This window comes from Dolichospermum sp. UHCC 0259, from assembly GCF_009711935.1.
In the GTDB taxonomy this organism is placed as follows: Bacteria; Cyanobacteriota; Cyanobacteriia; order Cyanobacteriales; family Nostocaceae; genus Dolichospermum.
The window spans coordinates 20297-45762 of the sequence record NZ_VIKX01000037.1; the positions used below are offsets into that span (position 1 = coordinate 20297).

The 25466-nt window shown below is 42.2% G+C and carries 17 protein-coding genes and 1 pseudogene; 5 read left to right on the forward strand and 13 right to left on the reverse strand.

Going from position 1 to position 25466, the window contains the following annotated elements; translation table 11 throughout:
* Window positions 1-34: 34 nt before the first annotated feature.
* Window positions 35-886 (reverse strand): ParA family protein, encoded by an 852-nt coding sequence (locus FJR05_RS03540; RefSeq protein WP_168642837.1) that lies wholly within the window; start codon window positions 884-886, stop codon window positions 35-37.
* Between the two features lie 479 nt (window positions 887-1365).
* Here FJR05_RS03540 and FJR05_RS03545 point away from each other — a divergent pair, with 479 nt between their 5' ends.
* The 4 genes from FJR05_RS03545 (at window position 1366) to FJR05_RS03560 (ending at window position 4626) form a co-directional block, all read left to right on the forward strand.
* A complete protein-coding gene (locus FJR05_RS03545) occupies window positions 1366-2040 on the forward strand; it encodes a plasmid pRiA4b ORF-3 family protein (protein ID WP_168642838.1) in 675 nt (224 codons plus the stop codon).
* A complete protein-coding gene (locus tag FJR05_RS03550) occupies window positions 2037-3473 on the forward strand; it encodes an ISKra4 family transposase (protein ID WP_168642839.1) in 1437 nt (478 codons plus the stop codon). Before FJR05_RS03545 ends, FJR05_RS03550 begins: the two co-directional genes overlap by 4 nt.
* 150 nt (window positions 3474-3623) lie before the next feature.
* Window positions 3624-4256, forward strand: coding sequence for a tyrosine-type recombinase/integrase (locus FJR05_RS03555; RefSeq protein ID WP_168642840.1), 633 nt, complete (start codon window positions 3624-3626; stop codon window positions 4254-4256).
* Between the two features lie 58 nt (window positions 4257-4314).
* Window positions 4315-4626, forward strand: a complete 312-nt coding sequence (locus FJR05_RS03560) for a hypothetical protein (protein WP_168642841.1) — start codon at window positions 4315-4317, stop codon at window positions 4624-4626.
* A gap of 290 nt (window positions 4627-4916) precedes the next feature.
* Here FJR05_RS03560 and FJR05_RS03565 read toward each other — a convergent pair whose 3' ends face one another.
* A complete protein-coding gene (locus tag FJR05_RS03565) occupies window positions 4917-6281 on the reverse strand; it encodes a flippase (RefSeq protein WP_168642842.1) in 1365 nt (454 codons plus the stop codon).
* 539 nt (window positions 6282-6820) lie between these two features.
* Between FJR05_RS03565 and FJR05_RS03570 the strand changes: the two genes are divergently transcribed.
* Complete coding sequence (locus tag FJR05_RS03570; protein ID WP_168642843.1) at window positions 6821-7558, forward strand: sulfotransferase domain-containing protein; 738 nt, start codon at window positions 6821-6823, stop codon at window positions 7556-7558.
* Window positions 7559-7715: 157 nt separating this feature from the next.
* Here FJR05_RS03570 and cysC read toward each other — a convergent pair whose 3' ends face one another.
* The 11 genes and pseudogenes from cysC to FJR05_RS27130 all read right to left on the reverse strand — a co-directional run.
* Window positions 7716-8246: an adenylyl-sulfate kinase gene (cysC, locus tag FJR05_RS03575; protein WP_168642844.1), complete on the reverse strand. Its 531-nt coding sequence runs from the start codon at window positions 8244-8246 to the stop codon at window positions 7716-7718.
* A gap of 191 nt (window positions 8247-8437) precedes the next feature.
* Window positions 8438-9946, reverse strand: a complete 1509-nt coding sequence (locus FJR05_RS03580; RefSeq protein WP_168642845.1) for a glycosyltransferase — start codon at window positions 9944-9946, stop codon at window positions 8438-8440.
* A 109-nt stretch (window positions 9947-10055) separates the two neighbouring features.
* Window positions 10056-10190, reverse strand: coding sequence for a hypothetical protein (locus FJR05_RS27545; protein WP_256376168.1), 135 nt, complete (start codon window positions 10188-10190; stop codon window positions 10056-10058).
* 44 nt (window positions 10191-10234) lie between these two features.
* Complete coding sequence (locus tag FJR05_RS03585) at window positions 10235-10639, reverse strand: ectoine synthase (protein WP_168642846.1); 405 nt, start codon at window positions 10637-10639, stop codon at window positions 10235-10237.
* A gap of 165 nt (window positions 10640-10804) precedes the next feature.
* On the reverse strand, window positions 10805-11872 hold the full coding sequence (locus FJR05_RS03590) for an aromatic ring-hydroxylating dioxygenase subunit alpha (protein WP_168507629.1): 1068 nt from the start codon (window positions 11870-11872) through the stop codon (window positions 10805-10807).
* A gap of 48 nt (window positions 11873-11920) precedes the next feature.
* Window positions 11921-12901 (reverse strand): DMT family transporter, encoded by a 981-nt coding sequence (locus tag FJR05_RS03595; protein ID WP_168642847.1) that lies wholly within the window; start codon window positions 12899-12901, stop codon window positions 11921-11923.
* A 126-nt stretch (window positions 12902-13027) separates the two neighbouring features.
* Complete coding sequence (locus tag FJR05_RS03600) at window positions 13028-13981, reverse strand: phytanoyl-CoA dioxygenase family protein (RefSeq protein ID WP_168642848.1); 954 nt, start codon at window positions 13979-13981, stop codon at window positions 13028-13030.
* 253 nt (window positions 13982-14234) lie between these two features.
* Entirely contained in the window at window positions 14235-21698 is a 7464-nt protein-coding gene (locus tag FJR05_RS03605) for a type I polyketide synthase (protein ID WP_168642849.1), read from the reverse strand.
* A gap of 355 nt (window positions 21699-22053) precedes the next feature.
* On the reverse strand, window positions 22054-23013 hold the full coding sequence (locus FJR05_RS03610) for a sterol desaturase family protein (RefSeq protein WP_168507639.1): 960 nt from the start codon (window positions 23011-23013) through the stop codon (window positions 22054-22056).
* A gap of 12 nt (window positions 23014-23025) precedes the next feature.
* On the reverse strand, window positions 23026-25053 hold the full coding sequence (locus FJR05_RS03615; RefSeq protein WP_168642850.1) for an amino acid adenylation domain-containing protein: 2028 nt from the start codon (window positions 25051-25053) through the stop codon (window positions 23026-23028).
* 126 nt (window positions 25054-25179) lie between these two features.
* Window positions 25180-25410 (reverse strand): annotated as a pseudogene (locus FJR05_RS27130) (IS4 family transposase); the annotation flags it as partial.
* Between the last annotated feature and the right edge of the window lie 56 nt (window positions 25411-25466).

Sequence of the window (25466 nt, forward strand, 5' to 3'; positions counted from 1 at the left end):
GATGTTCTGACGTTGTGCTTTTTAGTAAGGATAATTAAGCTGTTTCTGTGGGGATTAATTTGGCATATTTTTCTTGCAAGGCTGGTTTTAACCGTTGTGCTAAAATCTGAATCGCATACTCAAGTGATGCTTTTCCTAAGTCGGAAGGGCTAACCCGATAATTGATAGCATTTTTGTAGACATCTGACTCTAATATATGGGGCAACATTAATTCATCTTTTACTAACTGCCGCATGGTATCAATGCTGGATTGGGTGGCTTTTGTGGGATGCAGTCCAGTCCAGCGAGCGCGAAATGGGACTACGCCTAGCAGTTCGCCATAGGGGAGTGCTGGTTTAAATTCTTTGATTAGTTCTAATGTCCGCAAGAGCGATTGCACTCCCTTGACGTTAGATTCGGCGGGAATTACCCACTTATCCCCTGCCCCCAAGGATGTTTGTGCTAAGTGTGATCTCTCTGGTGGTGGGTCTACAATTGCTACGCCAAAATTATTGATGATTGGTTGCAGGCGATTTCTGAGGATAAATAAGCTCAGTCCGCTGGATGCCAGTTTGTAATTAGCACTCTCAAGTCCATCATCGGAAGGAATCAAAAATAAGTTGGCATTGCTAATGGTGCGTTCTCCTATTTGTCCGTCTGGGACTGCGGCAATGGCATCAATAATTCTCGTTTTCTCCTCTGGCTGAGTCAAAACTTCCAGTAGGGTTGGGGTATTAGGTTCTACTTTTACTCCCAAAAAGCTAGTCAGGCTTGATTGGGGATCTGCATCGACAAACAAGACGGGAATTCCTAATTTCCCTAAATATCTCCCTAGCATCAGTGCTACTGTTGATTTCCCCTGTCCTCCTGCTAGACCCAAGCTGACAACTGTTGGCGTGTTTGACATAATACGATTGTATCTAAGTACGAAAATACTTTACTATTATTAGACTACTATATTTTTATATCTTTGAACTATTCTACTTTTATACAATTGTACAAAAGTAAATGATGGTGATTGATTTGATCACAATAAAATTTCTAATTCAAAACTCTGTTAATACCGGGGGTAAATGAGCAATCGTACAGAAAGTTACGCTAAGGTTGCAACCTATACTGGATAAGCATTCTGTCAATCAATATTTTTGGTAATTCTCAACGTACCAATTAACCCCAAGTTTATTTAATACAGCATTTGACAACGTAGCCATAAGGATTTCAGGCTACAAAAACTAGAGGCGTTCAAATGGTACAGTTTTATCCATGCCAATCAGGATGTTACTAGCAGTTCATAAAGTCCTTATCGTAACTTTCTGTATGGCTGCTCATTTGAGAGAGCGAAAAATTTTGGGGGAGATGGGGTACATAACACGATAAGATGCACAAATGCCTGATTCCTCTGAACCACTCATTTACCAACTAAAGATAGTGCTACTTGGCATCAGCCCCATGATATGGCGGCGCATACTTGTCAGCAGCGACAGCACAATAGAAGACTTGCATTACACGCTTCAACTGGCAATGGGGTGGGAAAATATACACCTGCACCATTTCATCATCCACGGTAAGCAGTACGGGATTACCCAACTAGGTGGAACAATATTTGATGACCGCGCCTGCGAAGTAAAACTCTCATCCTTTGGATTTAGGGAAAAAGAAAAATTTTTATACGAATATGACTTCAGTATTTGCCCATTAATGGGTGCATGGCGTTATTGGTGGCGGCATCAAATTCGAGTAGAAGCGATACTTACACCAGACCAAAACCAAATTTACCCAATCTGCACAGACGGCAAAGGTGTTTGTCCCCCAGAAAACTGTGGTGGACCTTGGGGCTTTATGAAAGCAAGGGAAGAATTCTTTATTTGGGATGTATTAGAGCGTTTTGCTTCCATGTTAAGGGAAAAGAAATTTGACATGGATAGAGAAGAAGCCAGTGAACTATTAACGTGGTTATCAATTTATCAAAACCACTTCGACCGTCAAAAAGTTAACCAACATTTAATACAATACTCCACTGGAGATAGAAAATCAATGTTATTTGAGCAGGAGATAGTGTGAAATTTAAAATCCAAGTAGTTGTGGAATCAGATTCAGGAGAAACCCAATTAATTCAAGAAGTTTTAGAAATTGAAAAAGGTAATCTACAACCTGAAAATTTAGGACTTACCCTAGCGCAAGCCAAAGAATTATTGCTTCATACACAACGCAGCATAGTTGAGCAACAGATAGCAGAATATCAAAAACAGCAAGAGTTATGCTCACATTGTGGCAACAAATTATTGCATAAAGATAAACGGACAATCACACATAGAACACCGTTCGGTAAATTAAAACTGCAATGTCATCGCTTATTTCACTGTGCTTGTAGCGAGCAAGCAACTCGTAGCTTTAACCCAGTTGCAACCCTACTAAAAGAACGCACATCACCCGAATTACTCTATTTAGAATCAAAATTTGCCTCTCTCATGTCCTATGGAATGTCCAGCAAATTATTACAAGAATTACTACCAATAGAAGGAGAAATAAACTCTACATCTATACGAAACAATTTACACTCACTTGGTAAGCGGTTGGAATCAGAATTACCAGCAGAAGCAGGAATATTATTTGAGGGTTGTCAGAGAGATTGGGAGAAGCTACCCAAACCAGATTTACCGTTGGTAGTAGGTATGGATGGAGGATATGTTCGTTCTTACGACAGGAAATCCAAAAAAGCCGGAAATTTTGAAGTTATTGCTGGCAAGAGTATCAAAGCAGACGGCGCATCTAAATGTTTTGGCATGGTTTATTGTTACGATACCAAACCTCAACGTCGAGTATTTGAGGTGTTAAAATCTCAAGGAATGCAAATGAACCAACAGGTAACATTTTTATCAGATGGTGAAAAAATTATCCGCGACCTACAATATTATCTCAATCCTAATGCCGAACATATACTCGATTGGTTTCACATTACAATGCGAATCACTGTGATGAAACAAATTGCCAAAGGTATCAATAAAGAAGATGTTGAAACTGGTATTTCCAGCGAATCTATCCAAAAAGATTTGACTTCCTTAAAGTGGTATTTGTGGCATGGCAATGTATTGAAAGGATTATCAAAAATTGAAGATTTAATTGATAGTGCCAGTGCATTAGCTTCAGATGATTATGATCAAGAACCAAGCCTTGAGGCAGAAAAACTCTGCTCCTATTTAAAGGAATTTGAAACATACATCTCAAATAACGATCAGTATATTCCCAATTATGGGGAACGCTACCGTAATGGAGAGCGTATTTCCAGCTCGTTTGTAGAATCTACCGTCAATCAACTTATTAGCAAGCGATTCGTTAAAAAACAACAAATGCGCTGGACTCCAGAAGGGACTCATCTCCTAATTCAAGTCCGAACACAAGTTTTAAATGACGAGTGGATTAGTAAATTTCAGCAATGGTATCCCGGATTTAGAGTTGATAGCAAACAGAATCAGTTAATGCCTCATCCTGCTTAAATACCCAGTATAAATGTAGTTTAATTTACTTGCTCAACACAAATTTATGTAGAAAGTTAGTTTGATTTTTATGTCTTGGTGTCTACCAACTTTCGTGTTTAAGTTGGTAAAATCAGTTTGTACACCCCAAGCTTTTTAGGAGTTTGGGTCATGAGCAAACAACTCGTCCAAGTACCGAAAGTTGGTAAAATAGAAAAACTTGAGCGTCACTCGCCTAACTCTCGCAAATATTCCGAGGTCAGGACTAGAGAACATTTGTTACCAGAAGAAGTTGAGGCGATGCGGTCAGCTATCAAAAAATCCAAGGGTCGCCACACTCATCGAGACTCAACCCTAATTTTATTGATCTACCGTCATGGATTACGAGTGGCAGAGGTGGCATCTTTGCGGTGGGAGCAAATAGATTGGAATGGTGGCATTATTTATGTGAAGCGAGTCAAAAAGGGGACACCCTCGGTTCAACCACTTTACGCTGATGAAATTCGCTCGCTCCGCAAGTTACAACGGGATTATCCTCCTAGTCCCTATGTTTTCCAGTCTTCTCGATGTGGTCCGTTAGCACATGATACGATCGCCGGCATTATTGAGCAGGCTGGTAAGAAGGCTTGTCTACCCTTCCCTGTTCATACCCATATGCTACGGCATGGAACGGGCTATTATCTAGCTAATCGAGGTACTGACACTCGGACAATACAGAGTTATTTGGGGCATAAAAATATTCAGCACACTGTGCGTTATACCGAACTTGCATCTACCAAGTTTCAAGGGCTTTGGGATGATTAAGATTTCAAAACTCTGTTAACCCCCATCTCCCCCGAAATTTTTCGCTCTCCTATCAGAAGTGTCAGTTCCTCAATTTTCTATTCATGAGCTTAACAGTTACGAAAAGATATACCTGCTGAATCAGTTGAGTCATCAATGGGCTGATTACTTTGCTGATATCGTAATCGAGTATGAATCATTAATTCAAGACCCCGCGAGGGAATTATCTAGAATCGTGTCTGAGATTCCAAATTTTGAATTAAAATTTTCTAGTGAAATGCCAAAGCCAAGAAAAGATAGAATAAATGTTTGGCAAGAATATCATCCTGATATCTGGTTTCAAGAGTGTGAAGCCAAGTGTAATAGTCTTCTTAAAAAATGCTTTCACTAACTACGGGTTGCTTAAAAACTCCACAAAACGAAAATCGTAATCATCAGGATAATCAGGGTTTCGGCTCGTAAGAAATGGGACAGAATTAATTACACAACTGATTTTTCTGTTCCATGTTCCATGCGATGCACTGAGCTTGTCGATAGCATAGCGTGGCGTAAGCCATACTATTCCCTGTTCCCTCCCTCAACAAGCGAATTTAATTTTGTCCGACTGACTTGAAAATAGATTTTCATCCCTCCTGGTGTACGCAGTTCATGATGGCTACTTACTTATTTCTTGAAAGAGGCTTAAGATGCTGGTTTTTGTTGGTTCTCTTTTTCTCCTGAGTTAAACAAGCCATACAAAGCCCACGGATTAACTCCGACATACTTCATCGCCAGAATACTTAACCAGATTTTCCAGATTAGCATTGAAAGAACCGTTGTCATTGCAGACCCAAGTATTCCAAAGTGGATAATTGCAATTGGGTTCAGTATCACGTTAATTAAAGCACTACACCCAAATACGATTGCTGACTTATTTTGATGTCCAGTCATCCCCAGTAAAAAGCTGACGGGACCGAATAGGACATTAATCACTTCACCAATCACTAGAGTTTTTAGCACCCAGTCTGCTGTGACAAATTCTGACCCAAACATCGCCAGAATCGGCTCGGCAAAAACCATTAAGAGCAGTGCAATGAGCAAGGACGGCCAGAGAACCCACAAAGCTGTAGTCGATACGACAGCTTGTAGTCCCTGGTGATCACCGCGAGCGTGCAGAGTTGCAAATGCAGGTGCTGCCACAATATTGATAATTTGCAAAAAGAAGGCAACCCACACAGCAGTGTTGCTAGCTGCGGAGTAAACTCCTGCCGCTTCTGCACCTACTAATGAACCAATCATCAAAATGTCAGTACGAAACAAAATCACAATGAAAGCAGATTGAAGCAATAAAGGGAGAGCAACCTTTAACCACTCACGATAAGCGTAGGTAGGCGTGGCAGCTTCAACAGTTTGGTTGAGTTTTCTTCTCAACAACCATAGCTGCAACAAAACAACTCCCAGTAAGATCAGTGTTGACAGCAAAATTACTGGCACACTGCTCAAAGAATGGTTTTTGGTGAAAAGAAGAAAACCTCCCAGCAGAATTAAGGCAGGCGATAAAATACGTGAGGGTGCAAAGGCTAGTGTAATATCTTCCAAGGCTCTGAAAGTTTCTAACTGTAGCTGAGTTAAAGCCTGCAATAGCACCATCCACAGACCAATGAGCAGAGGAGTCGTATAGTCCGATTCGTAATACCGATTAATGATTAACACAATCACACTTCCTAGAAGAGAAACCACGCAGCCTGATAGAAAAACCAGTAGCCAACTTCCCCGAATTATCCCCCGCAACATCCCCCAATTTTGTTGAACCTTGTATTCTGAAACCAAGCGCAAAACCGCATGAGGCAAACCTAAACCTGCAAAAATTGCTAATAAGTAGGACCAAGAGAGTGCGTAATTATAAACACCATATTCGGTTGACCCCATCCACCAGATCAGTGCAAATTGAAGCATATAGGCAAGGGCATCACCAATCGCTTGTAAAATTAAGGCAATACCAGCATCACGAGCCAGTAAGCCAATATCGACACTATTCTCAGATTGAGAAATTGCTGTTTGAGTCATGATCAACTTATGTTTAGGAAAAGTAATATATTGCAGCACTTCAAACAAATAAGGATTGAACAGGAACGGTATCGGGAAGTAGGTGGACGTAAAATAACTAAAATGTGTAATGATATGTAAATTTACCCTAATGCGTTATTGTGGTTGAGTTTCAGCCATTTTACAAAACGGAATATATTTTGATTTTCCTCCGCCCACCTACTTATCAACCCGAATCTTACAAGCTTTCCTTCGCGTAGAACGTTAACAGGATAATTATATTCTGACATATAACATTTTATTACAACATTCAACATTTGTGAAAACAATATGGGACTATGATCATCGTATTGTTCTCTAGAGTTGCAGGCAATTAATCTAGTAGTCTGTCAAGCTTGAAATTGTGAGTTATTAAATTTTATAACCGTTTGTTAGCAATACTTTCAAACTTCGTTAACACACAAAATTAATATTGACAGACCACTAGTATCAAAATTCCGCAATCTAATAAGCTTCGTAAAATCTTAAATATTCACATTTTTTCAAATAACTGACTGCTTATGAACTCGAATGATGACTTGTTAAAATTGGGACTTAATAAAGTATATAGCGACGATACTTTTTTGTGTTCATACCCCAAGAGTGGTAATACATGGGTTAGGTTTTTGGTAGCTAACTTATTAGAACAGAAATTAGAGATAACCTTTCGTAATATTGATGATTATGTTCCTGAAATTGAACTACATAAAGAGCGATTAAATCATCTTTCAAAACGCCCATTAATGAAAACCCATTGGCCTCTATTCTATCTATTCCCAAAAACTATTTATTTAGTTCGTGACCCCAGAGATGCTTATATATCTTTGTACCACTACGCGACCAAGAATGGATGGTTTGCAGGTTCTCTCCCTGATTTCTTGAGAACACCTAAATATTATGGGAGTTGGGAAACTCATGTTGGTATGGCTTTTAATCATCAAGAAGCTTACCCAGATAAAATCAAAATCTTTAGGTATGAAGACTTGGTTCACTTTCCCACAGAGAATTTAACCCTTATTGCTGATTTCCTAGAAATAAAATATGAGAAGAATTATATAGATATTGCCATCGATAAATGCTCTTTGAACAATCTTAGAAAAGTGGAATTTGAACACGGTCCCGAAGCAAACAGAAGCAGTGGTTTTTTCCGAAAAGGCCAGATTGGGGAATGGAGACAAGTCTTATCAAAGGAAGATAGTTCATTTCTGACAGATAAATTTTACCCTTACTTATTAAAGTTTGATTATGCTATCGAATAAGTATGAGAAGAATAAAATGAGTAACTAAAAACAATAAGCAAGGGTAAAAACCGACAAAGAAATTACTGTGACTACTTAACACAAATGCGGTAAATTCTTTATCCTTCTATAGGACGGGTATGGATAGGGGAATAAAAACGAAAGGTGAGGCAACGAGTTACACATGGGTTTGTCTAGCAAAGATCGCCTCTAGAACCTTGGTTACACTCTCATTTAAGTGTTCTTGACCTGTTCTGCATTCAACTTCTGCGTGAGTTGGTGGTTGGTAGGGATCATCAATTCCAGTAAAGTTTTTGATTTGTCCTGATCTAGCTTTCTGATATAAGCCCTTAACATCTCGTTCCTCACAAACATCTAACGGAGCATTGACATAGACTTCAATGAAATTACCAATTTTCTGCCGCACTTCATTACGAACATCTCTATAAGGAGAAATGGCTGCAACCAAAACAATCACATCATTGCGAGTTAATAATTGGGCAACAAAGCCTATACGACGGATATTTTCGTCTCTATCTTCTTTACTGAAACCTAAACCCTTAGTTAAGTTCTGGCGGACAATATCGCCATCAAGAACTTCAACTTTATAACCTTGTTTGAGAAGACTTTGCTCCACAAATTTACAAATAGTAGTTTTACCAGCACCACTTAAACCAGTAAACCAAACAGTCACACCAGATTGTTGCATTTTTATGAATTGAAATTCTGATTTAATTTTAATTAGACCAATATTGATGTTAATCGTCAATATTGATAGTTTATGTGTAATACAAATTATTTGTGAGGGTGCATATTATTTCTACCCCACCCCTAGCCCCTCCCCGCAAGCGAGGAGGGGAAATGGATTTCTAGTTAAATTGTATTTATGTATCTTTATCTTCAATTGGTCTGAGGTTGATACAAAGCTAAACGCATGACATCAACTAATCTAATTGACCAGTAAATAGCCGCCACCAAGAATATGCTATGTTCTAGAGCTATTCCTGTGGATACAACTCGCACAATTCCCATGATTAATAGAATTAAGAGAGCAATATGTAATCGACAATAGTGAAGATAGGATTGATGTTTAGCCGTCTTTCTTGTCACAACGTACTTGGGTTTTTTGTTTCTGCCATTGACAATAGCAACCCAAACCATTTTGAGATTAGCAAATAAAAGGGCTAATTCTAGGGTTTTGTGTTTCCAACCAAAAAGAATGTTACCTTTAAAGACCAATAACTCGAAAAGAGTCATAAATGCGATCGCCACAAAGACAATTGGCGGTACACTCAGAAACATTGGGTTACCAATTATTAAAGAAATAGCGATTGTCACATTCGAGAGAAATACTGATGTGGGATAGAGTAGTTCACTTATTGCTTTTGTACAAAAAGCTAACCGTTGCTTGAGACTTAGCCCTGACAAATCGACAAAAAACACTAATCGAAAGGCATCTAGAGACCAAACAGAACGTTGCTTCAAGAAGTTTTCCAAATCAGTTACAGGTGCTTGAGTCGAGACACCCACCACATCAAGTGCTTGAGAAGCCCAACCTTTTTGGAGAATACGGACTGTAGTGGTTACATCTTCGACCATATTCCAAGCATCAAAACCGCCTACATCCACAAGTGCTTGCTGACGATAGACAGTCCCTGAGCCTAGTGAAAACACGCCTCCTAACCATATTTTCCCCGGTAGAACATAGGATTGTAAAAATACCTCTCGCGTATCAAAGGGATCTGACTCATCTAGAAGCTGCGTTTCTTTATAAGTTTGCACTAAACCTACAGTGGGGTGATTAATCAGATAGGTTGTACATTTTCTCAGAAACTGTGGATCACCTACACAATCATCACAGTCTCGTGTTTCTATGTAATTTATACCGGGAAAAAGATTACGAAGTTCCTTCCAAGCTGCATTGAGTGCGCCAGCTTTTGCCTCACCTTCCCGATCTGAAGAATCTTTAGAAGGTGGTAGAACATGATAGCAGGAGAGTTTTGGGTAAGCAGACTGCAAAATGGTTGTAAACGTTGCAATCTCATCTCTGCGAGCATCATTAGCAATGAACAGCTTAATTTTATCTATGGGATAATCCTGCTTAACAATGCTGTCAACTGTTGCCTTTAAAAAATGAATATCTTCGTTATAAATAGGAACGATAACGGCAACTTCTGGCGTTTCTGAACTTAATTGCTCTACCTTAACCGGACTGACAGTATGAATATTTACAATGATGAAGTAAATAAAAAACACTGCACTCATTACCACACCTAATCCGCACAGGTAGGCTAATACGAAATAGTCGAGATTGAGATGGGAAAGGAGGGATAGGGTAGCTGTAAAGATGGACGCGATCGCCACAATGCCAGTAATTTTGAGTAGAACATTATAAGCTATCTGCTGCATTAAATCTCCCTATTCTCTAAAATAAACGTAAATTAGCTTGCCATTTTCCATAAACAGCCCATAGCCACCAAATCGTCCACCATGAGTCATGAGACTTCCCTCAGCCCCATCAGGGGGGATCTTGATCTGTTCGACTGATTTTGCCGCCAAAAGGACGGTCTGGTTGAGGCAGAATCGTCAGTGGTGAAGCTAAGGTAGGAAACCCTAAAGAACTCAACCCTAGCCACAAAAGGACGATCAGCACAACTAATATCAGAGATGACTTTAGTCCTTGCATATGGAATAATCCTACCGAGTTGCCGGCAACTCCTGAATCTGATAACTGGAACTGTTTTTATTTCCTAACTTATGGGACTCATGACCTTGAAGTGGAGGATTAAAGACGCAAATCAGCCGCATCCGAGTCTTTGCCCGCAGATAATGCTTTTCCCGTTGGTTGAGCGCATACATAGTACCCGGCTCCATCGAGTAGACAATCCCATCAACTTCGACTTCCCCTTCCCCTTCAATGCAGTAGCAAGCTTCTAGATGATTTGTGTATTCCAAAAGAGATTCTGTACCTGCATCTATGATCGTATCTGTGAGAGAATAACCCATACCATCTCTAGCAAGCAGAAACCTGCGACTTTGCCCATTGCCCCAAGCAACATCGCGTTCAGAGTTGATAATTTCGCTTAATTTTCTGATAATCATGGCACTTGATTTCTTGAAAAATGGGATTTTAGTTGAAGGAGGCAGGAAACAGAGCGCAGTTTTCTTCCTGCTTCCTGCCTTCCTGGATAAACTTCTAGCTTGTGCTTTGTAGTTTGTTATCTTTGAATATTTGCTGACAAATAACTAGTTTCAAGACCGAATTAGTCAGATATATTCCGAGAGAACGTTGTGAAAATGATCAACTCCCAGTTCATGCTCCTCGGCAAGTTGTGTTACCTGATAGGCGCGTGAATGGAGTCCGGCTTGAATTTGCCGACAAATGGAAAAATCCTCTTCCATGAGGACATCAAATCCCTGACGAAACTCTTGGGAGCGATAGGGAATACCTGCAAATTGAGAAGGAGCTTGGTAAATAATGATCTCCACCCTAGTGTTACCCGCATCCAAGGGAATCAGATGAAAGACAGAGAGAAATTTTTTGTGTGGGTTCAGCATCATATTTGGGAAAATATAGCCCTGATGTGAAACCTTCCCTGCTTCTGAAAAACTGGTAAAGAATTCTCCTCCCTGATTATTCGTATAGGGAACCTCAATTCGGAGGTGGCGACCTGTGGGGAGGCTGCGGATGTTATCACTATCGTAAACTGTCCCAAACCCCTGATTGTGGACTACTTCAAAATGGTAATCCTCAACGTAATTTTCCACGATCAATTTCCAGTTAATCGGTTGATCATAGAACCAACGGTCAACTTCTCGGAGGGAATTCCAATCCTGATCATAATGTTCCAAGAAAGCAGGCATACCCGCCAAGTAATCATCGAGGGATTCTCCGTTGGCATCGGGATTGACAAAAATAAACCCACCCCAGGTTTCTACTCTTGCTCGAACTAGGTGAATTTGGGATTTGTCTAGGTTCGGAAAAAGCTTAGGCTTGGTAATGCCTATAAGCTGACCGTCTAAGCTGTATGTCCAGGCGTGATAAGGACAGGTAATTTTGTGATGAGCACAGTTACCTTCTCCCTCTAATAACTTTGCTCCACGATGGGGACAGACATTGTGCATGGCTTGAAGAGACCCATCAGTTGCCCGGATCACAAAAATTGGCTCTTCTCCCAAGGTATAAGTCAGGTAATCACCTGGTTCGGGAATAGTTTCTTGCCGACCAATCAATTGCCAGGTACTACGCCAAACGGTTTTTAGCTCATGAGCAAAGATTTCTGAATCTGTATAATATTTTGCCGGAAGTCCCAATTGCTTGGTTTGTAGCAGCATCTTTTGTCCCTTTATAAATATCTTTCTCAGAAAGAGAGCGAACTAAAATTAAACACTCTCCTCAATTTCCTTAACCCCAGACGAGCTAGAAATACTCAGAGATAGCCCCAGTACAACTACGCAAAAAGCAAGTAAATTAGACAAGCTTAAAGTTTCTGAGAACATTATCCCAGCGATTATGGCAGTCGTAAATGGTGTTAGTAAAAAAACCAGGGCGACAAATCCTGATGAAAGCCGCTTGAGGCTATATAACAGTAGTCCTTGAGCAAGCAAACCGGAAACTGACATACTCACAATAGCTATCCAGCCTGGTAACGAAGTCGGCAGTAGATTTTCGTGGGTTATTACCAGAACCATTAACGTCAATGGTGTTCCACAAGCAAAGCATCCTAGCAGTACAGTATCTGTCTGTAACTGAGTTCGGAGTTGTTCTGCTCCTAGTAAATATGCTGCTAGGAAAAGTGCCGAGGCAAGTGCTAGAAAATCACCTTGTAACTTATCAATACCGATTTGAAAGTCATTAAATCCGACTATCAACAATCCTGAAACGGCGATCGCACACCCTATAAGAAAACGCCTGTCAAAGCACTGTTTGAATAGTAACCATCCCCCCAGAACTGTGAAAACAGGCGTGAGATTATTTATTAGTTCACAATTGGCTACAGTGGTTTGACCTAAAGACCAAGCCAAGGTGATCAACATTCCCGCCAAAAAATTCCCCGTTACCAGAAATAATCCCAGTAATTGAACACGGTGATAAAGCGGCGGAGATAGGGGGGGAGATTGATTTGGACAATTAGCCAATTGACGATATATAGCCAGTAATCCCCAAATCAAACCTAAGATGATCGTTGTTAGAAAAAAGCGGTCAAAGATTGCGGTTCCTGAACTCGTTTCCATTGCACCCCATTTGGTAAAAACAGGAACGAAGGAAAACGCGATCAGTGATCCTAGCAATGAGATAAAAGACCACAAATCTTCCGACTTGATAGGTAACTTTTCTGGTGAAGCATCGGATAAAACAGACATTTTCGAGAAAGAACTCACGATCAGATTTATGGAGTCATTGAGGATTACAGTGCGTAAAGAGTTAATACGTGGTTATCTTTACACAACATATTCTAATCCTATGAAAGTGAATCAACAAGACAAAAATCAACCAGAAACAGAAACTTCTAGATTGGCAAAGGGGCTTTCTTTGCCGCTGTAGTCTTCTTCCGAGCTAACATACCAATCCTGTTTCTTGAAGATACCGAGTCCACCATCTCCTGTTTCTCCCTCTTCACTTGGATGGAAGTTGTGTTGTTCAAATACGGATGTGTAGCTACCATCTTTAATCACAGAATCAGGTAGTTTTTGAATGGGCTTGTACTGATGATGCTCCTGTCCTTCAACCCAAAATGGTGCATTAGAAACAGCATTGTAATGACAATGAACCACTGTCCGAGTTTGATCTGTGAGGTTGGGTCCAGAACAGTGCAAAGTATTACCGTGGAAAAACATCACATCGCCTGGTTCCATCTCGCAATACACGAGTTCTAGGCGCTTGAGAATTTCTTTGACACGTTTTGGATCAGCAAATACCGCTTGATCTCCTCTAGCCATATCAAAGCGACTAGCGAGATGAGACCCCTTGACCATTTGGATACAGCCGTTTTCCTTGGTATTTGCAGTAATGGCGATCGTGCAAGTTGCAAAATGGGGAAATAGACAACCATTTTGGTACCAAAAGGCGCAATCCTGATGCCAATCTACAGTCCCTTCACTGTAGGGGTCTTTTTTGAGAATCTTGGAATGCCAATGGTAGCTCTCCTCTCCCAAGAGAGCTTCTGTTCCATCTACTATGCGGGCAATTCTCGGCAAAACTCCTAGATAGGTTTGTTCTAAATCAGTCCAAGTTGTCACCTTATAAATTTTGCCAAAGCTATCAAGGATGTTGGTTTGATAGCCCATGACATTTGGGTCTTGTTCGCAAGCTTTACGCAGTGGCTCAATTTCATCTATGTCGAAAAACCCTCGCACGATCAGAAAACCATCTTTGTGATATTGAGCAATTTGCTCTTGGGAAAGAGGTCGTACTGTACGAACTTTCGCGTCAAATGTCAACATGATTTTTTCTAAACTTTAGTCCACTTTTATTCACTCACAATTTTGACATTATTTCCAGGTAAATTATCAATACAGCGAATAAAATATCAATAATAATCGACCGCAGATGAACACAGATAAACACAGATAAAGAGGGATCAATCTATTTGGCTAGACTGTGCAGCCTCACATAAAATTGGTATTAGACTTTTGCAAATAGTGTGACTTGAATCATAAAATGCTTCAAGTCACAAATAGGTCTATTAACTTGAATCTAAACCTTACCGTCAGCAATCTTTAATGCCAGAATAGTCTTGAGTTTTTGAGCCAGAACTTGCACATCTGGTTCTTTTACCATTGTGAAATGATTGCCAGGGACAAGATGAAGCTGGATGGGTTGAGTAGAAACCTGATGCCAACCCCAAGTGGGATCTGTTTGGGTTGTAGCAGCATCGGGGAGAAAATCGAGCTGCCCCATTTCCTTGCCTCTGAAGAGGGTAATAGGAATGTCCGTAGGCTGCGGGACATAGGCTGTATCTGCAATCATGTTGGCGCGATAAACGGAGAAAATCTGTTGCAATTCAGGTAGAGTTAGTTTCTGACCAGTTGTTTGTACTTGTTTTAATAACAGCTTTAGTTGAGCCTCTGCATCTAACTTGGACAAAATCTCTGGGGAAGTCTCTAATTGCTTGCCACTAGCACCTCCATAAATTTCTGCCAATTTCGTGATGTACTGTACATCATCCCAAGTTGCGATCACGCGATCGCTTCCTGCAAGTACCGCAGGAATATCCATGATCGCCAGTAAAGATACTTCCTGTCCTTGATGGCTAAGTTGTTGAGCAATCTCAAAAGCGACTTTTCCTCCAAACGAATGCCCAGCCAATTGGTAGGGGCCTTGCGGTTGAATTTCTTGGATCGCCTTAATATGGTAAGCCGCAATATCAGCCATGGGAGTTAAGGCTTGCTCCCCAACCATTAGCCCCAGCGATCGCAATCCGTAGAAGGGTTGATCTGCACCAATGTGGCGTGCCAAGCCATAGAAATCAAACACACTTCCCAAAATGCCAGCTACACAGAACAAAGGTATTTTTGTCCCCTGGGGCTGAATAGCAATGATCGTAGAGTGATGTTGAGTGTTAACCCTATTATTTGTCACCTGCAAAGCCCCATGACTGCCCTTCCCATTAGCCTGGGGAAGGCTATCAGCATCTTCAGGAGCAACAAATTGTTGGCACAAATAATCAACCAGTGCATCTACAGTGGGATAATTAAACAACAACACAGAACTTAACGAAGTTCCCATACTCGATTGCACCAAACTCAAAAATTCAATTGCCATCAGGGAGTCCAGTCCTAAATCCACCAGCCGTTGGTCCGTAGGCACTTGCTGTGGAGTCCCGATACCGAGAATTTTTGCCGCTTGGGTACACACATGAGTTTTCAAAGCTGCTTTGCATTCTTCAAGAGGTAGGGTTTCTAAGTGTTTACGAAACTCAATGGCAGATAACTGCCCAACCCTCTGTGCTAAGGGATCGTACAACTCGCTGAAAAAGGGAGTGAGCCTCTGTTGTCTTTCTAGAAAACGTTCCCAGTTCATCGGCATAACTCCTACCTGCACGGGTGACTGCTGTAGGAGCTTCCCCAGGATTTGCAAACCTTGTTGGGGGGGAATGCTATCTTCGCCTTTTTGGCGGAGGCGATCGCCCAGTTGCAGTTTTGCGGTCATTCCCACTTCTGCCCACGGACCCCAATTAATACTTAAGCCAGATAGCCCTTGTCTGCGTCTGTAGGATGCTAGGGCATCGAGAAAAGCATTTGCCGCCCCATAGTTGGCTTGTCCTGCTGTGCCTAGCAAGGATGCACTGGAAGAAAACAGCACGAAGAAATCTAACGGTTGGTTCTTAGTTAAGGTGTGGAGATTCCAAGCCCCTTGCACCTTAGGAGCCATAACCTGTATAAAGCGTTGCCAGGTTTGTTGTTGCAGAACCCCATCATCCAATATACCTGCCGCATGAATAATGCCTCGCAACGGCGGAGCAGTTTTAGTCAAATGGGAAAATACTGCTGTAGCTTCTAATAAATTAGACACATCAGCCTGAATAGTGATCACAGTAGCTCCCGCTTGCTCCATCTCACTGATTTGAGGAGCGATTGCTGCTGGAATATCACTACGTCCCATCAAAATAAGATAACGTGCGCCCTGTTCTACCAACCAACGAGCAACCAGCAATCCTAATCCTCCGAAGCCACCCGTGATCAGATAGCTGCCATCGCCTTGCACCAAAGCTGATGCTGGCAAAGTTAAAACAATCTTACCGATGTGTTTTGCTTGTTGCATATAGCGAAACGCAGTTACCGCAGACTGGATGGGGAAGACGGTTTTCGCCAGCGGTTTTAAGTCATGGTTCTCAAACTGCTGCACAAGATGGCGCAGCATCAACTGGATTGCTGGTGCTTCCTCTTGGCAAGCTTTGGTAGTATCTATCTTGAAGTAGGACACATCTGGTCGTAAATGCGTCATTTGCTCAGGACTCCAGATATCGCGCTTGGCGAGTTCCAGAAAGCGCCCATTTTCGGCAAGTACACTCAAACTACTGGCAATGAAACCCTCTCCTGTGAGTGAATTGAGGATAATATCAACTCCCTGCCCTTGAGTGAGTGCTATGATCTCCTGGGCAAAATCCAGGGTGCGAGAGTTCATCACCACCTTGACCCCCATCGCTTCCAGGACAGCCCATTTGCTGGGACTAGCAGTAGCAAATACCTCTGCACCTGCTAGAAGTGCCAACTGCACAGCAGCTTGACCTACCCCGCCAGCAGCAGCATGAATTAGCACCCGATCACCAGGAGCAATCTTGGCTAAGTGATGCAGACTCCAGTATGCTGTTAAAAAAGACTCTGGGATTGTGGCAGCTTCCTCAAAGGTGAGGGTAGTTGGCTTTAGCACGACTAAGTTAGCATCCACTGTCACATATTGACTGAAGCCGCCGCTGGCTATCGCTATCACTGCATCCCCAATCTCTAACCCAATCACTCCTGCACCAATGGCAACGATCTCACCTGCACATTCAATCCCCAGGGGCGGTTCACCGGGATAGAGTCCCAAGACATTCAAGACATCAATAAAGTTAAGTCCTGCGGAGTAAACTCTTATTTCCACTTCCCCGTCTGCAATTTGTTGGCGGTTAGTGGCTTGTAGTTGCAGGTTATCTGGTGTTCCTCGATTGGCGATCGCCAACCGAAAGGGCTGATTTTCAGGAATTGCCAATGCCGTTTGCCCGCCTAACGCATTGGAGCTTTGGCGGCGAACCAATCTAGCTACATAGCGGACCTGGTTACGGAAGGCAATTTGGTCTTCCATAGTATCTGCTGACAGAGGAGGGAATACTTCCGCGAACACAGCAAGAGCTGACTCAGTAGTTGTTACCCCCGGATCTAAATCGATCCGAATTACTCGCATAGCTGGATGCTCTAAGGCAATTGTTTTACCCATCCCCCACACTAGGGAAGGTATTAACGCCTGCACCGAATGTTCTTGGATCGCCTGTCCACCTTTAGTGATTATCCACAGCGGCGGTACAGATATATTGCTTTTTGCCAAGGTTTGCACCAAGTGCAACACGCTGCCACAACTTAGCAAAGCCCTTTGCTCAAGGATCTCTGGTGTTAGGGTTTCTGGCTGTTCCCAGCCCCAAGCGTGAACGATTCCCTCAATCAACGGTAGAGATACCAACAGTTGCTGAAAATGTTCAGGGGCCGCAGGATTGAGGTGGTACTCGTGGGCGGAGATTGCTTCATAGTCCTGACCAGGCAGGACAAGAATGCAAATTTCACCCTGATCACGCAGCAGAGCAGCCAACTCCTGACCAATATGAGAACTATCTGCAAAGATGAGCCAATGGCGAGGTTGGGAGTGATAGTTATCAATCGTTATGGACTTGTGGTTTTGCTCACGCCACTCCACTTCGTAGAGCCAATCCTGCTCAGTATTCTGGTTCTTGCCGAACATCGTTTGACGGCGAACCCGTTTCAGTTGCAGCCCATTCATCTCTGCAATGAGTTGTCCTTGAGGACTGAACAACTTAATATCTGCATTAAGGGTTTCTGGGCGATCAGATTCACGCTTATGCAAGTTGGCATCACACCACATCTGGTTACTGGGCTGACCAAAAAACCGTAACTCCTGGAAAAGGACAGGGACATAAGTTTCTTCCTGTTCTTCTAAAAGCGTTGCATCTAAAACTTGTAAACAGATATCTAATAATACTGGATGTAGCTGATAATTGTCTAGGTCTAGTGCCACAGACTCCGGGAGGACGATGTGACCCAGCGCTCTGTCTTGATTCCGCCATACTTGCTTCACTGCCCGGAAACTTAAACCGTAGTCAATTTGCTGTTGTTGAAACTTGTGGTAAAGGTCAGCAACGGAAATTTCTTCTGTTATTTGCTGTTGTAGTTCCTTTAAATTCACCGTCGCTGGCGTTTCTGTCTTGGACAAATAGAGTTTGCCTGCTGCATGGAGGTTCCAAGCAGGTTGTCCTTTGTCCTCTGGTGGTGACGGATCTGGGCTGAAAATTTGGAAGGCGTAAGTTGTCGAGTCTTCTGGTTGCAACACCATCTGTAGGGGCTTGGTTTCGCCTTCCTCCGGAATAACCAGCGCCTTCTGGATGGTTACTCCTTCAAGCCGACAACTTTGACCAGATTGGGCAATCGTGGCTCCTGCCGCCAATGCCATATCCAAATAAGCAGTTCCCGGCAAAATCGTGGTTTCAAAAACACGATGATCGCTTAACCATACCGGAAAATATTTGCTAATTTGTCCCTGGAAACGTAACTCGCGAGTTCCAGCCAAGGATAAAGGCTCACCTAGTAAAGGATGGTGCGAACCATCGAGTGTACTAGAATTGTTCAAAGGTAACGCAACAGGCGTTTGATGTGTAGCTGGAGCGTCTACCCAATACTGACGGCGTTGGAAGGGATAGGTGGGCAAGACTACCCTTTGCCGTAGGCAGTCTCGGTCAAAGCCCTCCCAATTGATTGTCACACCATGTAGGTAAAGTTCAGCTAAACTTGTGAGTAATGTTTGCCAATCTCCTTGCTCTGGATGTAAGCTAGGTAGCCACAATCTATAATCGTCAGCAGGGAGACACTGACGACCCATACCCAGCAAAGTGGATTGAGGACCAATTTCTATAAATACTTCAACCCCCAGTTGTCCCAGCCTTTCCATGCTTTGAGCAAATCTAACAGGCTGAAGAATATGCTGACACCAATACTCTGGGGTGGTAATTGCATCTGTGATTATTTCTCCTGTAACATTGCTAATCAGGGGAATCTGCGGTGGTGAAAAGTGGACTTGTCGAGCCACCTGCTCAAATTCAGCCAGCATTGGCTCCATTAGGGGTGAGTGAAACCCATGGGAAACTCTGAGTTTCTTGGTTTTCACCCCTTGGGTTTCAAAAATAGCACAGGTGGCTTGAATTGCTTCCTGATGCCCAGAAATAACAATACTTTGTGTTCCATTGATTGCTGCCAAAGACACCTGTTGAGCATAGGGACGAATTGCTGATAGCACTTCTTGTTCAGGAGCTAATACTGCAACCATCTCACCATTTTGGGGTAATGCTTGCATCAATCTACTTCGATGGGCAATGAGCTTTAATCCGTCCTCTAAGCTAAAAATTCCCGCAATGCAAGCTGCCACATACTCACCAACACTGTGACCTATAACCACATCGGGTTGAATACCCCAGGATTTCCATAACTGAGCTAAAGAATATTCTAGTGCAAAGAGAGCAGGTTGTGTGTAAGCTGTACTATCTAGTTCTGAAGGACTGTCTGAATTGTCTGGATATAGTATTTCTAGTAAAGAAACCTCTAGATATTCATTTAAAATCTGATTGCAGCGATCCAGATTTTCTCGAAAAGTCGGCTCACTCTCGTAGAGTTGACGACCCATACTAATGTACTGTGAGCCTTGCCCAGTGAAGAGAAAGCCAATTTTCTTGGTAGTCACAGCTTTGAGTACATGAGCTTTGGGGCGCGTTAATTTCTGCTTTTTATACTCGTTTTGAATAAATACCTGCAATTGCGATCGCACATTCGCTTTAGAGTCAGCAACTATAGCCAATCGGTGATGAAAGTGTTTACGTCCTGTATTAGCAGTGAAGCAAATATTCCCTATATCCACATCGAGATTGGTATCTAGATAATCCACATACCTTTGGACTAACTCTTTTAGTGCTGTCTCTGTTTTGGCGGATAATGTTAATAAATGTAATTTTCGTTCTAGTGAGTGCGAACTGCTTGCAGTAGTGCTAGTTCCCTCCGGGACGCTCCGCGAACGTAATCGCGCTCTTGTCTGAGGAGATTCTTCTAAAACTATGTGGCAATTCGTACCACCCATGCCAAAGGAACTGACCCCTGCACGACGAGGCATTTCGCCGCGCTTCCATTCTGCTAAATCGGTATTTACATAAAAGGGTGTATTCGCAAAGTCAATATTGGGATTCGGTCGGCTAAAGTTTAAGCTAGGGGGAATAGCATGATGTTTGAGCGATAACACCGTCTTAATCAGTCCTGCAATCCCTGATGCGTCATCTAAATGTCCAATATTGGTTTTAACTGAACCGATGGCACAGAATCCATTTTTGTCTGTGTTCTCCTCTGTACTTTGGCGAAATGCTTGGGTAAGAGCGGTTATTTCAATGGGATCGCCCAGAGCAGTTCCGGTTCCGTGGGCTTCTACATAGCTGACTGTACTGGCATCAACTCCCGATACCGCCAAGGCTTCCGAAATTGCCGCAACCTGTCCGTGAATGCTCGGAGATGTGTAGCTCATTTTGTGCGCCCCATCGTTATTCACTGCTGATCCTTTGATGACAGCATGGATGGTATCGCCTTCTGCAAGAGCTTTACTCAGTAATTTGAGAACAACAACACCGGCACCATTCCCAAAAACAGTTCCTTGAGCATCAGCATCAAACGCTCGACAATGTCCATCTGGCGACAAAATCATGCCTTCTCGATAAAGATAGCCAATGCGATGGGGAACAAATATGGAAATACCTCCAGCTAATGCCACATCACATTCACCGAAATGCAAACTTTGACAGGCTAAATGCACCGCAACCAAGGAAGTAGAACAGGTGGTTTGCACATTTACACTCGGACCTGTTAAACCCAATTTATAGGAAACCCTCATGGGTAAATGATCTGAGCCATTACCCTGTTCTATATGTAAATCGCTGGCGGCTCTAAACAGGCGATGGCTGAGAAATGGTCGCTGGGGTGAAAACCCCCGACTTGGACAAACATTATTGATTAAATAGGTACTCAGACTTGACCCTGCATAAACCCCTACTGACTCTTTGCGAATTTCTGGGTTATAGCCAGCACTCTCCAGAGCTTCCCAGGCACATTCCAAGAAAATTCGCTGCTGGGGGTCCATAATCTCGGCTTCTTTGGCACTGTAGCTGAAGAAGTCGGCATCAAACAGGTCAATATTGGCTAGTACAGCCCCCGCTTTGACGTAATTTGGATGACTCAGCAGGCTGGGATCAAAGAAGTCAAGCTCTTGATCAGAAAAAAAGGAAATTGATTCTACCCCATTAGACAGATTTTTCCAAAACTCATCAATATTCTCTGCGCCTGGAAAGCGGCATGACATTCCCACAATGGCAATATCTGATTCGTTAAACTGCTGTTGTGAATCGTTATTTGGTAGAAGACTCATCGATCTTTAATTCCTAGAAAACTTGGTAAGTAGTCGTGCAAAATAAATTTTATATTTGGGAGAGGGAACAGGGAACAGATAAGAAATACAGAGATTTTTGTTTGTTCTAAAAATGTTAAATTAATTTTGCTCAGGTACTTAACTAGGACTTACGCATTGACAACATTTACTAAATATGGATTGCGGTTTTTCGTCTTTTGTAGGGTGCGTCAGACCCGATAATTTAACCACATTCGCCATATTTTTCCATCTGACGCACCCTACTAATAAAGCTGGAAATGATTATTTCCGTTGACGCATATCATGTCTAATTTGTATAGTGCGTAAGTCCTATTAACTCTGGTGCAGAGAAAATTTAAATTGAGTTGTTTGGGGCAATAGTGTTACTGGTCTGAAAGGGAGAAACAATTTGCCCGACAACTGATTGGGGAATTTGTTCAGACTTATTCAAGCCAAACTGCCAATCACAAGAACTCCCACGGGGCATTTCAAAGGTTCCAAACAGGACATCCCAGATGGGAAAAACATCTGCGAGGTTGGCATCATAGCGGCAATGAACTGTGTGGTGCCAAGCGTGAAAGTTGGGAGTAGCAATCAGGTAAGCCCACCAAGGAAAGGTCTTTTTCGTATTGGGAAAGTCCACATTTAAATGCGGGAGAATACCTCCAAAAACCATACGAATGCTCAGACCAATCACTAACGCCTCATTGGTAACACCCAGAAGATAGGCCAGCCCAATATCTGAGGTGAGGTGACCTAGATTAAAAACAGGATGGTCACGGCTGCCAGTAATACAGTTGAGTTCAGTCACGCCATGATGTATTTTGTGAAACCGCCAAAAAAACGCGGAAGAATGATCTAATCTGTGAAAACAATACCGTTTGAAATCTTCTAATATTAAGTAAATAACAATTTGTAACGTCAAAGGTGTAGATAAGGCAACTAATCCCCAATGACCTGTTCCTGACGGAAACTCTTTGAGCAATACACCAAACAGAAATGCCTGAAGGGAGATCGTGATCATCCCGGAAAACGCATTAATACCCAAAGTTATGAGTGTCTCCTTCGATGTCCAATGATTCGATTGTCGGAACCATAGAGATTCTAAAAAAATGCCAATCACCAAAATTCCTACACGCGTCCAGTCATGTAAAATTATTGCTGTAACCAATAAAATCAGTAATCCTGCGGTACTTAGCCAAAGAATAGCTTCCTGCCATTTGTGGGAAGTCCATTCAGCTACAAGACATATCCCCAAAAGAATACACAGCAATAGTAGATTAATCAGTGTTTCACCCATTAAAGTAGTCACCATAGATCGCGTTTCCTATCTTTGACGAGCACGATGTGCTTGTCGGAGTTTCTTTTGTTGTTGAGCTACCGTAAAGCAGCGGTTACCAGAAAGTAAGTTCTGATTTGTAGCTTTAGGTTTTGATGTGTTCTGACTTAACTGTTGGGCTAGTGTTTGGATTGTTGGATATTCAAATAAAGTTGTAATTGTTGTCAGGCGATCGCCAAAAATATTTGTAAGTTTTTCATAGACTTGCAGCAGTAACAAAGAAGTGCCGCCCACCTCAAAAAAATTGTGATTGACGCTCACCTCATCTAACTGTAGGATATACTGCCAAACCTCAGTAATCTTTTTTTCTGTTTCAGTTTGAGGGAGAACTAGTTCAGTTGTCAATACCGACAGCGATCGTTTAGGAACAGGTAAACTTCGTCGATCTAACTTACCACTGGGTGTCAGGGGCATTTGATCAAGTAACACTAGAGCCGCAGGTATCATGTAGTCAGGCAGACAATCGCGTAAATAACTGTGGACAATCACTTCCAAATCATGAGTAATCGTATCCTGGGATGATACTATATAGGCTACTAACCGCTTGTTACCCAGAACATCCTCTCGCAAAATGACAGCACTCTCTTGCACCATTGAATGCTTGGCTAACAGCCCTTCAATCTCACCTAGTTCAATTCGGAATCCTCGCACTTTCACCTGACTATCACTACGTCCTAAGTGCTGAAGGTTACCATCTGGCAAACAGCGAGCTAAATCTCCTGTTTTATAAAGAAGACCAGAACCGAAAGGATTGGTAATAAATCGCTCTTTGGTGAGTTCTGGACGATTAAGATAGCCTCTAGAAATTCCCTTTCCACCGATGTACAACTCGCCTGCAACCCCAGGAGAAAGAAGTTGGTGCAACTCATCTAAGATATAAATCTCAGTGTTATGGATAGGACGACCAATAGGGGGAAGGAGATCCCAATCGTTCACGTCTGATGACAATGTAAAGCTTGTGACATCTTGACATTCAGTAGCTCCATAATGGTTGTGCAGTCTACAACCAGTTTGCTGGAAGAATTGAGCAATATTTGGCAGAATTTGCAATTGTTCTCCTGCTGTCATAATTTCTCGCAGCTTTGTTTGCAACGGTCTACGGATAGCCACTTGAGCTAACTGCTGAAGTGCTGCAAAGGGCAAATATAGCTTTTCAATCCCTTGTTCCCAAATGATATTTAAGAGAGCTTCAGGATTACGTCGTTGTTCGTCAGATATCAAGACTAACGTGCCACCTGAACACCAAGTGGAAAAAATCTCATGAAAGGAGATGTCAAAACTAAGAGGAGCAAATTGCAGGGTCTTTGCACCAGTGATGCGATGATGGATATGCCAGTCAATGAGATTAAGAAGTGCCAAATGCTCCATCATCACCCCTTTGGGCTTTCCGGTGGAACCGGAGGTGTAAAGAACATAGGCTAAGTTGTGGTGCTTAACCAAACTGACTGGATTATGATTCGATACTTGTGAGATGGTCTCCCATTCTCTATCCAGATCAACAATGGAATATCCCTCCGCAATATGGGAAATTACTGAGGAAGTTTCTAACAACCTTGTCGTAGTCAGTAGCAAGTAAACTTGGGCATCTGCCAGCATATAGGCAAGACGTTCACTCGGATAAGACGGATCGAGAGGCACATAAGCTCCCCCGGCTTTGAGAACAGCCAACAGTGCTACAAGCATTACTAAGGATCGCTCAATACAAATCCCCACTAATGTCTCTGGTTCAACTCCTAATGCTTGTAGGTGATGAGCTAGTTGATTCGCTCGTTGATTCAATTGCTGATAAGTCAGTTGTTCATTACCAAACACGACCGCGATATGATCTGGCGTTTGTTGAGTTTGTTCCTCAAACCATTCATGAATACATTGATAGTCTGTTACAGTATTATTCCAGCCTACCAAAATCTGTAGCTGCTCTTTGGTTGTAGCAGTTATCACATGACGCAATGGATATTGTGATTCATCCTGGCTCTCACATAGTTCAACTCGAAAGCTATTTTCCATACTCTTCATAAGGTTTTTTTGTATCCCCTCAATATATCGGGGAAAGAGTTATTCAGATTAAAGTGTAAGCAGAAATGTTGAATGGCGTAACAAAACTTTACATATTAAGATAAACCTAGCCTATAAGTACCATTTTTATCTGATCCAAATAAGTTTTTTAAACCAGTGAACATAACTCATTTCTTGACACATATATGCCTGAAGATAACGAAGTTGATCTAATAATATTTTGCCAAATTCTCTAGGGATTTCTATTAGCTGCAATATCAAATAAGCGATTAAACAGCACATTATTTGAATTCTAATTCCATTCTCATTCTTTGTCATAAGTCTGTCTAACTTTAGGTGCATTTTTAAGAACTTCCATGTAACTGTTCACACTCCCCCACTAAAAAGGAATTAGGAAGTAACAGGGATAGGAG

Excerpts from the sequence above, each read along its gene's own strand:
- FJR05_RS03540 (WP_168642837.1), bottom strand. The coding sequence starts at position 886 with ATGTCAAACACGCCAACAGTTGTCAGCTTGGGTCTAGCAGGAGGACAG.
- FJR05_RS03545 (WP_168642838.1), top strand. The coding sequence starts at position 1,366 with ATGCCTGATTCCTCTGAACCACTCATTTACCAACTAAAGATAGTGCTA.
- FJR05_RS03555 (WP_168642840.1), top strand. The coding sequence starts at position 3,624 with ATGAGCAAACAACTCGTCCAAGTACCGAAAGTTGGTAAAATAGAAAAA.
- FJR05_RS03565 (WP_168642842.1), bottom strand. The coding sequence starts at position 6,281 with ATGACTCAAACAGCAATTTCTCAATCTGAGAATAGTGTCGATATTGGC.
- FJR05_RS03570 (WP_168642843.1), top strand. The coding sequence starts at position 6,821 with ATGAACTCGAATGATGACTTGTTAAAATTGGGACTTAATAAAGTATAT.
- cysC (WP_168642844.1), bottom strand. The coding sequence starts at position 8,246 with ATGCAACAATCTGGTGTGACTGTTTGGTTTACTGGTTTAAGTGGTGCT.
- FJR05_RS03580 (WP_168642845.1), bottom strand. The coding sequence starts at position 9,946 with ATGCAGCAGATAGCTTATAATGTTCTACTCAAAATTACTGGCATTGTG.
- FJR05_RS03585 (WP_168642846.1), bottom strand. The coding sequence starts at position 10,639 with ATGATTATCAGAAAATTAAGCGAAATTATCAACTCTGAACGCGATGTT.
- FJR05_RS03590 (WP_168507629.1), bottom strand. The coding sequence starts at position 11,872 with ATGCTGCTACAAACCAAGCAATTGGGACTTCCGGCAAAATATTATACA.
- FJR05_RS03595 (WP_168642847.1), bottom strand. The coding sequence starts at position 12,901 with ATGTCTGTTTTATCCGATGCTTCACCAGAAAAGTTACCTATCAAGTCG.
- FJR05_RS03600 (WP_168642848.1), bottom strand. The coding sequence starts at position 13,981 with ATGTTGACATTTGACGCGAAAGTTCGTACAGTACGACCTCTTTCCCAA.
- FJR05_RS03605 (WP_168642849.1), bottom strand. The coding sequence starts at position 21,698 with ATGAGTCTTCTACCAAATAACGATTCACAACAGCAGTTTAACGAATCA.
- FJR05_RS03610 (WP_168507639.1), bottom strand. The coding sequence starts at position 23,013 with ATGGTGACTACTTTAATGGGTGAAACACTGATTAATCTACTATTGCTG.
- FJR05_RS03615 (WP_168642850.1), bottom strand. The coding sequence starts at position 25,053 with ATGAAGAGTATGGAAAATAGCTTTCGAGTTGAACTATGTGAGAGCCAG.